Source organism: Azospirillum sp. INR13, assembly GCF_015390205.1.
GTDB lineage: Bacteria > Pseudomonadota > Alphaproteobacteria > Azospirillales > Azospirillaceae > Azospirillum.
This window is the reverse complement of record NZ_VUOI01000037.1, coordinates 24,828-34,089: the sequence shown is the minus strand read 5'-3', so window position 1 is coordinate 34,089 and position 9,262 is coordinate 24,828. Positions and strand designations below refer to the sequence as shown.

The 9,262-nt window shown below is 63.1% G+C and carries 12 protein-coding genes and 1 pseudogene; 6 read left to right on the top strand and 7 right to left on the bottom strand.

Annotation, left to right across the window (positions count from 1 at the left end):
* The coding region (locus F1643_RS19240) for a solute carrier family 23 protein (protein WP_194914850.1) at nt 1-1,039 on the bottom strand (1,039 nt) is incomplete at its 3' end.
* A gap of 287 nt (nt 1,040-1,326) precedes the next feature.
* On the opposite strand from F1643_RS19240, the gene F1643_RS19235 reads away from it, so the two are divergent.
* The 3 genes and pseudogenes from F1643_RS19235 to F1643_RS19225 all read left to right on the top strand — a co-directional run bounded on the left by F1643_RS19235 (nt 1,327) and on the right by F1643_RS19225 (nt 2,754).
* Nucleotides 1,327-1,692 carry a response regulator gene (locus F1643_RS19235; protein WP_194914849.1) on the top strand — a complete coding sequence of 122 codons (366 nt, stop codon included), beginning with the start codon at nt 1,327-1,329 and terminating at the stop codon, nt 1,690-1,692.
* A gap of 10 nt (nt 1,693-1,702) precedes the next feature.
* Entirely contained in the window at nt 1,703-1,840 is a 138-nt protein-coding gene (locus F1643_RS19230; protein WP_194914848.1) for a hypothetical protein, read from the top strand.
* A gap of 91 nt (nt 1,841-1,931) precedes the next feature.
* Nucleotides 1,932-2,754 (top strand): annotated as a pseudogene (locus tag F1643_RS19225) (IS5 family transposase).
* Nucleotides 2,755-2,803: 49 nt separating this feature from the next.
* Here F1643_RS19225 and F1643_RS19220 read toward each other — a convergent pair.
* Both F1643_RS19220 and F1643_RS24000 read right to left on the bottom strand, forming a co-directional pair.
* A complete protein-coding gene (locus F1643_RS19220; protein ID WP_194914846.1) occupies nt 2,804-3,346 on the bottom strand; it encodes a calcium-binding protein in 543 nt (180 codons plus the stop codon).
* 527 nt (nt 3,347-3,873) lie between these two features.
* A complete protein-coding gene (locus F1643_RS24000; RefSeq protein ID WP_370540711.1) occupies nt 3,874-4,227 on the bottom strand; it encodes a chemotaxis protein CheB in 354 nt (117 codons plus the stop codon).
* 414 nt (nt 4,228-4,641) lie between these two features.
* Here F1643_RS24000 and F1643_RS19210 point away from each other — a divergent pair, with 414 nt between their 5' ends.
* Both F1643_RS19210 and F1643_RS19205 read left to right on the top strand, forming a co-directional pair.
* The gene (locus F1643_RS19210; RefSeq protein ID WP_194914845.1) at nt 4,642-5,007 is read left to right on the top strand and encodes a hypothetical protein; all 366 of its coding nucleotides are present in this window, start codon (nt 4,642-4,644) and stop codon (nt 5,005-5,007) included.
* 242 nt (nt 5,008-5,249) lie between these two features.
* Complete coding sequence (locus tag F1643_RS19205; RefSeq protein ID WP_194914844.1) at nt 5,250-5,612, top strand: hypothetical protein; 363 nt, start codon at nt 5,250-5,252, stop codon at nt 5,610-5,612.
* A 60-nt stretch (nt 5,613-5,672) separates the two neighbouring features.
* On the opposite strand, the gene F1643_RS19200 is transcribed toward F1643_RS19205, so the two are convergent.
* The 4 genes from F1643_RS19200 to F1643_RS19185 form a co-directional block, all read right to left on the bottom strand.
* Complete coding sequence (locus tag F1643_RS19200; protein ID WP_370540709.1) at nt 5,673-6,215, bottom strand: transglutaminase family protein; 543 nt, start codon at nt 6,213-6,215, stop codon at nt 5,673-5,675.
* A 341-nt stretch (nt 6,216-6,556) separates the two neighbouring features.
* The gene (locus tag F1643_RS19195) at nt 6,557-6,934 is read right to left on the bottom strand and encodes a response regulator (protein WP_194914843.1); all 378 of its coding nucleotides are present in this window, start codon (nt 6,932-6,934) and stop codon (nt 6,557-6,559) included.
* A 153-nt stretch (nt 6,935-7,087) separates the two neighbouring features.
* Complete coding sequence (locus F1643_RS19190) at nt 7,088-7,309, bottom strand: hypothetical protein (RefSeq protein ID WP_194914842.1); 222 nt, start codon at nt 7,307-7,309, stop codon at nt 7,088-7,090.
* A 99-nt stretch (nt 7,310-7,408) separates the two neighbouring features.
* Nucleotides 7,409-8,137: a HisA/HisF-related TIM barrel protein gene (locus tag F1643_RS19185; RefSeq protein WP_194914841.1), complete on the bottom strand. Its 729-nt coding sequence runs from the start codon at nt 8,135-8,137 to the stop codon at nt 7,409-7,411.
* On the opposite strand from F1643_RS19185, the gene F1643_RS19180 reads away from it, so the two are divergent.
* A complete protein-coding gene (locus tag F1643_RS19180; RefSeq protein WP_194914840.1) occupies nt 8,136-9,128 on the top strand; it encodes an ATP-grasp domain-containing protein in 993 nt (330 codons plus the stop codon). The genes F1643_RS19185 and F1643_RS19180 overlap by 2 nt on opposite strands.
* Nucleotides 9,129-9,262 lie beyond the last annotated feature (134 nt).

Here is a 9,262-nt window from a genome sequence, read left to right as displayed (position 1 = left end):
ACCGCGCCGGGATCGTCCGCAGCAGGGCGCCGAACTTCGGCGAGAAGCCCAGGAAGATCGCGGCGACCGCGGCGACGACGAAGATCAGCGTGGAGAAGACGCGGGTGACCGCCATCACGCCCATGTTCTCGACATAGGTGGTGACGCCGGTGCCGCCGCCGCTGCCCGAGACGATGGTGGCGATGCCGTCGCCGATGAAGCCGCGGCCGATGTAGCGGTCGAGGTTGCGCCCGGTCATGGCGCCGATGGCCTTGATGTGGCCGAGATTCTCGGCGACCAGGATGAAGGCGATGGGTGCGACGAGGGCCATGGCGCCGGCATCGAAGCTGGGCGTGCGGAACTCCGGCATGCCGAACCACGGTGCGGCGGCCAGCTCCGCGAAGCTGACGGGCGGCAGCATGCCGAATCCGTTGGCCAGCACGAGATAGAAGACATAGCCCGCCGCGATGCCGGCGAGGATCGAGAGCCGCCGGATGGCGAGCGGGGCATAGACCGCGATGAGGGCGGTGGCGACCAGCGTGAACAGGGCGACGAAGGTGTGCGGGCCTGTCCCCTCGATGCCCTTGACGGCGACCGGGGACAGGTTGAGGCCGATCGCCGCCCCCACCGCGCCGGTGACCGCCGGCGGCATCAGCCGCTCGATCCAGCCGGTGCTGGTCCAGGTCACGAGCAGGCCGATGAGGACATAGAGCACCCCGGCCGCGATGATGCCGCCGAGCGCCGGCCCGATGTTCGGGTTGGGACCCTGGCCGCTGTACCCCGTCACCGCGATCACCACGGCGATGAACGAGAAGGAGGAGCCGAGATAGCTCGGCACGCGCCCGGCGGTGAGCACGAGGAAGATCAGCGTGCCGATGCCGGAAAACAGCACCGCGAGGTTTGGATCAAACCCCATCAGCAACGGCCCGAGGATGGTCGAGCCGGACATGGCGACCAGATGCTGGACACCGAGGGTCATCGTCGAGCCCCAGGGAAGGCGCTCGTCCGGCTGGACGACGGGGCCGGTCGCAAGCGGCCAACGCGGGAAGAAATCTGCCATTGAGGTTCTGTCCGAAGCTGTGTGGAAAGGCGCCCTTGCCGGGGAAATGTCCGGGCCATACCAGGCCAAGAAATCGACTATTTGATTAATTCTGGCAAGCAGGACGCCTTCCGTGGGAACGACGCCCGCTTTTTGGCGCCCGCGGCGCAGTTGCGCCACATCTTTGTGCAAACCGCCGCATGCAAACCGCCACACTTGGGTCATGTGCGGTCATGGCTTTTGTTCCACTGTACATCGAAGGCAGCAGGCATATGGTCGACAGAAGTCCTGAGCCAGGAGAGTGGTGGATGTCTGGAAGGCTGCTGAATGAGCGACGTGTCCTCATCGTTGAGGACGAATTCCTCGTCACCGTCGTTTTGGAGGCGGCGGTCCAGAAGGCAGGTGCCAATGTTGTTCGGCTCGCCGCTTCCACCGCGGACGCACTTGCGCTGATCGAAGCGGAGAGCTTCGATGTCGCACTTCTGGACGCCCGATTGGATGATGAATCGGTCACCGCCATTGCCGAGGCACTGGACGCGCGGGGCATCCCTTTTGTTTTTCATTCGGAATATGGCCCCGAGCATCTCCCGAGCGCCCACCGTCATCGCCCGCTGCTGCGCAAGCCATCGCTCTCATCCAGTGTCGTGCAGGCGCTGCATGAGGTGATGAATTGACCGGAGGCGGATGATCGTCTCCAGCGCATTGAACGGCGATGAGTTCCTCGAACATTCACCGTTGCCCGACGCGACGGCCTACATCCCTTTGGCCAACTCCACCAGAACCGAAGGCATGTCGTCGATGTGGAGGATGTCGTCGGGCTGATCGTCACACAGTGCACCGAGCGGCATCGAGGGTGCTTAGAGACCGTTTGAAAAAGGTTGGCTGTCCCGGCGTGATATGATTCAAACTTCGGATGTGGACCGAAGCGACGCGCGGCCGGATGGCCAGGATCGAGAGGAAGACGAAGCGGTATTCGACGGACCTGACCGATGAGGAATGGTGTCTGATAGAACCGCTGATGCCGCAGAAGGCCGACACCGGGCGTCCGAGGTCTGTGGACCTTCGGGAAGTCTTGAACGCCTTGCGTTATTTGGCCCGGACAGGCTGTGGCTGGCGGCTTTTACCGAAGGACTTCCCACCGTGGCAGACGGTGTATTGGTGGTTTCGGCATCTCCTGCGGCGCTTGCTGTTTCAGACGATCCACGACGTGGCGTTGATGATCGACCATGAACGGGCTGGGCGCGAGGCCAGTCCGAGCGCCGGGGTTGTGGACAGCCAATCGGTGAAAGCTCCCGCCGCCGCCGAGAGCGGCTATGACGCGGGCAAGAAAATCATTGGGCGCAAGCGGCACATCGCGGTCGACACCGATGGCCGCCTGTTGATGGTGAACCTGACCACGGCTGACATCTCCGACACTGCCGGAGCCCAGAAAATTCTGGAGGCGATACGCAAGCGTTGGCCATGGATGAAGCACCTCTTCGCAGATGGCGCCCATGATCGCAAGAAGCTGATGGACAAGGCTGCCTTCCTCGATTTCACCATCGAGGTGGTCCGACGAACCGATACCGAACCAGGGTTCAAGGTCGTGCCGCGGCGCTGGGTGGTCGAGCGGACCTTCGGATGGATGGCCCGCTGGAGACGTCTGGTTCGAGACTATGAAGCCCGGATCGACGTCTCCCGGGGGCATGATACAGCTCGCCATGGTAAGCCTGCTACTTCGACGGGGCTGCCACTGAAGCAGTTGTCAAACGGCTTCTCAAGCCATGGCTTCTCTTGGACGCTACTTCAGAATCCACAGATTGGGCCTCTACGTGTTTCAAAAAAGTAATCTCGCCCCTCAAGCAGATTCACCCCTGATTCAGTTCCAGCGCCATTCACAAGCAAACTACTTCCATCATTGAAGTAGAATGTTGTTTGAAACTGGTTTTGTACTAATTCAACATCTGTCGATTTGTATCCCTTGAATATGATCTTATCATCAAATACAGACCCTTGATCTAGAAAATCGTTGCCAAATCCGCTCTGGAGCTCTTTTTCGAAAACAAAAACGTTTTTCCCTATTTGATCTCTGGTGTCATCGTTGCCTGGGCCTGGATAATACACATCATTGCCACCATCATTATCAAATAGGGCGTCATCTCCCGCGCCTCCGACCACAGTGTCATTTCCGAGACCAGGCATTAGAAAATCAATGCCATCACCTCCATCCAGATAGTCATCTCCTCCATAACCTACTAGGTAGTCATTTCCTTTTTTTGCAATTATTGCATCATTGTTTTCAGACCCGAAAAGCTCTTCGCTCGCGTTCGTTCCGATGATCTTTTTCATCTCTCCTCCAGCTCAGAAAAGCAAATGAAAATTGGACAAAACGAATAAACACCCCAAATTTTCTTAAGCGATACACTCTAAAATTAAAAGATACTGGTGTGTTATGTAAATGTTACCATAGGAAGGAATCCCGCAACATCAATACTATGCATCAGATACTTCCGGTCATTCAATTATGCCTTATTTTCCAGTTAATAAGCCGCGTTGACCATACTTATGCTGGATCCATGCAATAGATATAAGCTCGTACACCAAACAGGAATAATTTCGTTCAACTTACTAATCCGATTGATAGCTGATGATGGTAAGTCACCAACGTTTAAGCGGACATCCTTCGGGGCGACCGTTTCTCTTATGGGCTGAGTGCATCGAATTCGTCGCCGCCACACAGCGGCCTACCCCGGTCGGGCTCGCCACGCCTCAAGTGCGGGCTAGAACAGACAGTCGACATAGCTCTCGATGTCCGTCAGCCGCAGCCTGCCTGGGTAATCGCATATGAAGATCGTGTTCTTTTCCGAGAAAGCCAGTCATCCCCGCGAAGGCGGGGAACCAGGGCTTTCGATCAGAGTCGTTTTGCGAACTCTGGATTCCCGCCTTCGCGGGGATGACGGAAGTCCCTTCCAAGGGCTACTTATCCCATATGCGATTGCCCTGCAGGGCCAGCATCCGGCGCTGTTCGGCATTCCGTCATGGCGGGGGATGCCGTCATGGCCTTGGACGATGGTGAAGCCGCCCCGCTCCTTGATCGCCTTGGCGCCCGGCGTGCCGTTGCTGCCGCTGCCCGACAGGATGATGCCGACGGCCCTTTCTCTACAGTCGCCGGCAAGAGAGCCGAGGAAGATGTCGATCGGGTTGCGCTCGCGATGGGCGGCCCGCCGCACCGACGTCAAGGTGGAGCCCGTCGGCGGCAAGTCCGGCAACAAGCGCTGACCCTAAGCGCGCATACCATGATGGGGCGGCGATCCGGCCGCCTCCCGCCGCAGCCGACTTGAGCCGTGGCGGAATGAATGGCGACGGCGGTGGAGACTTCATGGAGTTTCCAGCGCCTTTTTTTAAAACACACGACGAATAGACACACGCTATCGATTGGTGAGAAGCCATCGAGTGTCATCATTTTTGCATAGTGTCCGTTGCAAACTGTCTTGCGGATCACCAATTGGAGTCTGCTGAAGCCACCCCAGGCTTTTTTATTTTTGCTGTGGGCCGCAAATCCGGGGTCCTTCCTGGTGTGACTCGATCCGGACGGCATGGCCGCTGCCAATGCCGACACAATCGGCCCACATCGGAGACCGCCCATGGATGCCCGCACGAGGCTTGCCTTCTTCATTTTGCAAACCCGCGTCGGCTGGATCGTCCGTGTGGACGGGTTCGTCTATCCGCCCTGCGCCAGTCAGGCCGAAGCACTCGCCAAAGCCATTCGTGAGGCACAGGCGGCGGAACGGCTCGGGTTCGCCAGCGTCGTGCTGGCGCAATCGGCGGCAGGGGAACGCTGCCATGTCCGCTGGTGCTGTGCAGCTATTGGCGGAGCGGCCGGCGGAGCGTCACAGGCGATTGCCGGGTCACCGCATCCGGCGGTTCCGGCCATGGCGAATGTCCCGACGTCCACATCGGCCCAGGCCACATTCGCACCGGCCACATTCGTACCGGAGGAACGCCCATGACCCCCCTGTTCCACTCCATCGAAGGGCGATGTACCCATGGCGCCGACGTGCTGCGTGAACAGCTGCGTTGGACGAATGCAGAGCGCCGTTGGCATCCGGCGTTCCACGGCGCGCCATCCGACCTTCTTCCCCCAGCTTTTTCGCCGCCGGGACAAGCCAGCCTGATGCGAGGGCCGTGCTGACCCGTCTCACCATGGCCTGCGCCGTGGCCGGCGCAACCGCCCGCAAGGAACCGTGACCTCATGAGCCTATCAGCCCATTACATCGTGTCGTGCCGGACGGACGGCTGGTTCGTCGGGCTGGAGGGGGAGCGCTACGGCCCCTTCCCCAACGGTCAGGTCGGCGCCCTGATCGCCGCGGTGCAGGCCGCCAACCATGCCGGAAAGGACGGCCATGACGCGCGCGTTCTGCTGCGTACGGCGAAAGGCGTCACCGCCACCGTCTGGGTCTTCGGCACCGACAGCTACCCGTCGCCCTGGGTGGAGGATCTGCATCGGATCGCACTGCTGCCAAGCCGGGAACGCGCCCGCGCATCGGTCCCGCCGCCGCCCTTCAGGGGCCTGGCCGCCACGACTCCGAACGCCGCCTTGGCGGGCCTCGGGTAAGCCTGTACCGATCGTGCCCGGAAGGGCCCGCGCCGCGCCGGCAACGACCGGACGGACCGATCAGGCGACCACCTCGTCCGTCCAGATCTGGAACCCCGTCAGAGTGTTGGGGCCGAAGGTGTGGGTAAGCGGCACGTCGGCCGCGTCGCGTCCCTGCGCGATCAGGATTCGTCCGATCCGGGGCGTGTTGTTCCGTGGGTCGAAGACATGCCAGCGGCCACCGAGATACACCTCCATCCAGGCCGCGAAATCCATCGGCGCATAGGGCGGCGGCTGGCCGATGTCGCTGATGTAGCCGGTGCAGTAGCGCGCGGGAATGTTCATGGCGCGGCAAAAGGCGATGGCGAGATGAGCGTAGTCACGGCAGACTCCGCGCTTCTCGGCATAGGTCTGGGCCGCGGTCCGCGTCGGGCGCGAATGTTCGTAGCCGAAGGTCACATGGTCGTGGACGAAATCGCAGATCGCCTGCACCCGCGCCCAGCCCGGCGCGGTGCCCGAGAACAGCCGCCACGCCTCGTCCGACAGGACGTCCGTCTCGCAATAGCGACTGCCCAGCAGGAACAGCAGGGTGTCGGCCGGCAATTCGTCCACACGGTGCTGCACGGCGCCGGGCTCGGCCGGGTCGGGGATCCCGCTGTCCCGGATGATGCTGTCGGCGCTGATGGTGACAGGCCCGGCGGGCGCGACCAGCCGGCTGCACCAATTGCCGAAAACTGTCGCGGTAGCCCTGGATCGGCGCCGGTACGCTGGTGACGATGTGATCGGGCTGCTCCAGGTCCCCGACGCGCGAGTAATGCACGTTCAGCATCACGATCATCGGCGTGGGGGCGGGAAAGTTGAAGGTCAGCTGGTAACCCAGTCGTATGCGCATGAAGACTTTCCTTTTAAAAAGCGTGGTGGTGCCGGCCGGTGGTTCAAAGGGAACGGGAAGCAAAATTCCTCGATCAGTGTTCCGCCGTCTCCCGGTGGGGCAGGAGGGCTCTGACATGGCCGGCCAACGCGGAAAGACTGTAGGGCTTGCGCAAGACGATCAGCCGTCCCGGCACCTCCTGTGGGAGACATTCACTGTAGCCGGTCATGACGATGATCGGCAGATCGGCACGCCGCAGCCGGATCGTTCGGATCAGAGCCCCACCGCCCATGACGGGCATCCGCATATCAGTCAACAGGAGGGCGGCAGGGTCCTTCTCGTCGACCTCCAGCGCCTCAACCCCATTATGAACGAGCGTGACCCGGAAGCCTTCGGCCTCCAGACTCTCTATCAATGCCATCGCCGCAAGATTTTCATCCTCGGCGATGAGGAGATGATGTGGAATGATCATTCTTCGATAGCAACATATTTGGCAAGATATAGATAGCCATCAATGCCGTCGTTCCTTCGCCAATATGGAGTCTTAAATTGTTATCTTCCTCCAAGAACGCTTTTTCTCAGTGACGATTGGAGTGCTTCGGCGCGGTCAGCATGAAGGGCCGGTTCAAGCGTTTCCGAAAGCCGAACGCTTCTGCAACGCCGGCAATCGGGCCTCCCCGTCGTGGGCGAACGACCGAAAGCCGGTTGCCGGACAGCGCCAGTGCCAGCGCTTGAAAGCGTCATGGTCTTCCTGGAAGTGATGTTCCGGGTATTCGACGACGATGCCCGGTACGTCGGTGCCCCACGCCCGGCCGGTGTTGGAGCCCGCACCAGCCCAGACGGTCAACCCAGACGGCCAACCCAGACGGCCGTGGCCGGTGACTCGACCGCTGCAACGCCGACCGGCCTCACTTTGCGCTCAGTTGCACAACACCGCCGCCGCGGTTCACCCCCTCGCCGCCGCCTGACCGGAGGCGAAGCGGGCGAGCGTCCCGGCGTCGAGGCGCCGGTCGTGAAGCGCGCTGGCCACCAGCACGGCATCGGTTCCGTGCGCGTCCAGCGCGTCCAGATCCGCCGTGTTGCGGACGCCGCCGGCCCCCCACACCCGGACCCCCGGGCGTCGGGCCGCCAGCGTGGCGATGCGGTCAAGGTCCGGACCCTCGCCCGAACCGACCCGGTCCAGCGTCATGGCGATCACCCGCTTGGGCCAGCGGGCGGGCTCTTCATGCAGCGCCGCCGGCCCCAGCGGTTCCCCCCGCCGGACATCCAGCGACAGCGCCACCCGATCCTCTCCGGCGAGCGCCAGCGCCGCTTCCAGCGTCGCGCCGTCCGTCTGGCTTTCGCTGCCGATCACCAGATTGCGGATCCCGGCACCGAGCCAGCGGCGGCAATCGGCTGGCGTCGCCAGACCGGCATCGACCCAGAACGCCACCTCCGGCCAGCGGGCCTGCAGCGCCGCAACGGTGGAGCGATGGTCGCCATGTCCGCGGATCGCATCGAGGTCGGCGACATAGCAGGCGCGGAAGGGATGCAGCGCCAGCAGCGCGGCCACGATATCCTGGGGTACCGATCCAGCGGTCAGCGCGCTTTCGATGGGGCGGTAGCGGTCGCGCTCCCCCCGCTTGGCATGAACCACCTGCTCGTCCAGCAGGTCGATGACGGGAACGATGTCCATGGAGAACAGCCTTCGTCGGGTTCTGGTCTGCGAGTATGTCACCGGCGGCGTGCTGTGCAACGGGCCGCTTCCGACGGACCTGATGGCGGAAGCCAAGGCGATGGTCGCTGCGCTGGTCGGCGATCTGATCGCTCTGGATGGAGTACACGTCACGCTGTGCTGGGATAGTCGCCTTGCGTCCCCCTCTTTCCCGGCCGACCGCGTCGCCCTGTTTGCGGTTGTGCCGGGCGACGACGCGGAGGCGCGCTGGCGCGCGGCGGCCGCCCTGTGCGACGTGGTCTGGCCGATCGCGCCGGAAAGCGACGGGCTGCTGGCTCACGTCGCCGCTCTGTTCCGCGGCACCGGCCGGCCGGTGGTCGCCTGCGCCCCCGACGCCATCGCGCTTGCGTCGTCGAAGGCGGCGACGGCGGCACGGCTGGCCGCCCACGGCATCGCGGCCATTCCCACCGTTCCCTTCGGCGCCCCGCCGCCGCCCGCCGCCCGTCATGTGGTGAAGCCGGACGACGGCGCCGGCTGCCTCGATACCTTCGTCGTCGACGACATCGCCGCCTGGACGCCGCCGCACGCCGGCCGCTGGATCGTCCAGCCGCTGGTCGATGGCGAGGCGTGCAGCCTGTCCATGCTGGTCGACGCTGCCGGCGGAGTGCGGCTGCTCGGCTGCAACCGCCAGAAGGTGGAGCGTGGGGATGGGAGCTTCTCCTTCCATGGCGTGGAGGTCGGGGCGATGGAGCACCGTCGTGCCGCCTGGGAGCCGCTGGCCCACGCCATCGCCGCCGCGATCCCGGGGCTGCGCGGCTATGTCGCCGTCGACCTCATCGACCGCCCCGACGGTCCGGTGCCCGACGGTCCGGTGGTGGTGGAGGTGAATCCGCGCCTGTCCGTCGGCTATGTCGGGCTGTCGCGCGTGCTGGGCTGGAACCCGGCTGGCGATATTCTGGCACTGTTCCATACGACATCGGCCGATAGCGGGCGGGAGGACGCGGATGTCTGACGCGCGCAGAGAAGGGCTGCATCAACGTCGGGTGCCAGTTTGTGGACGAGGTCGAAACCATAGCCATCGACCGCGCGAAGACGCTGCCCGACGCCGGCGTTCCAATCGGCACCGGCGTCGGACAGCCAAAGTTG

Coding starts and splice junctions, on each gene's coding strand:
- F1643_RS19235 (WP_194914849.1), top strand. CDS start 1,327: ATGTCTGGAAGGCTGCTGAATGAGCGACGTGTCCTCATCGTTGAGGAC.
- F1643_RS19230 (WP_194914848.1), top strand. CDS start 1,703: ATGATCGTCTCCAGCGCATTGAACGGCGATGAGTTCCTCGAACATTCA.
- F1643_RS19220 (WP_194914846.1), bottom strand. CDS start 3,346: ATGAAAAAGATCATCGGAACGAACGCGAGCGAAGAGCTTTTCGGGTCT.
- F1643_RS19210 (WP_194914845.1), top strand. CDS start 4,642: ATGGATGCCCGCACGAGGCTTGCCTTCTTCATTTTGCAAACCCGCGTC.
- F1643_RS19205 (WP_194914844.1), top strand. CDS start 5,250: ATGAGCCTATCAGCCCATTACATCGTGTCGTGCCGGACGGACGGCTGG.
- F1643_RS19195 (WP_194914843.1), bottom strand. CDS start 6,934: ATGATCATTCCACATCATCTCCTCATCGCCGAGGATGAAAATCTTGCG.
- F1643_RS19180 (WP_194914840.1), top strand. CDS start 8,136: ATGGAGAACAGCCTTCGTCGGGTTCTGGTCTGCGAGTATGTCACCGGC.
- F1643_RS19185 (WP_194914841.1), bottom strand. CDS start 8,137: ATGGACATCGTTCCCGTCATCGACCTGCTGGACGAGCAGGTGGTTCAT.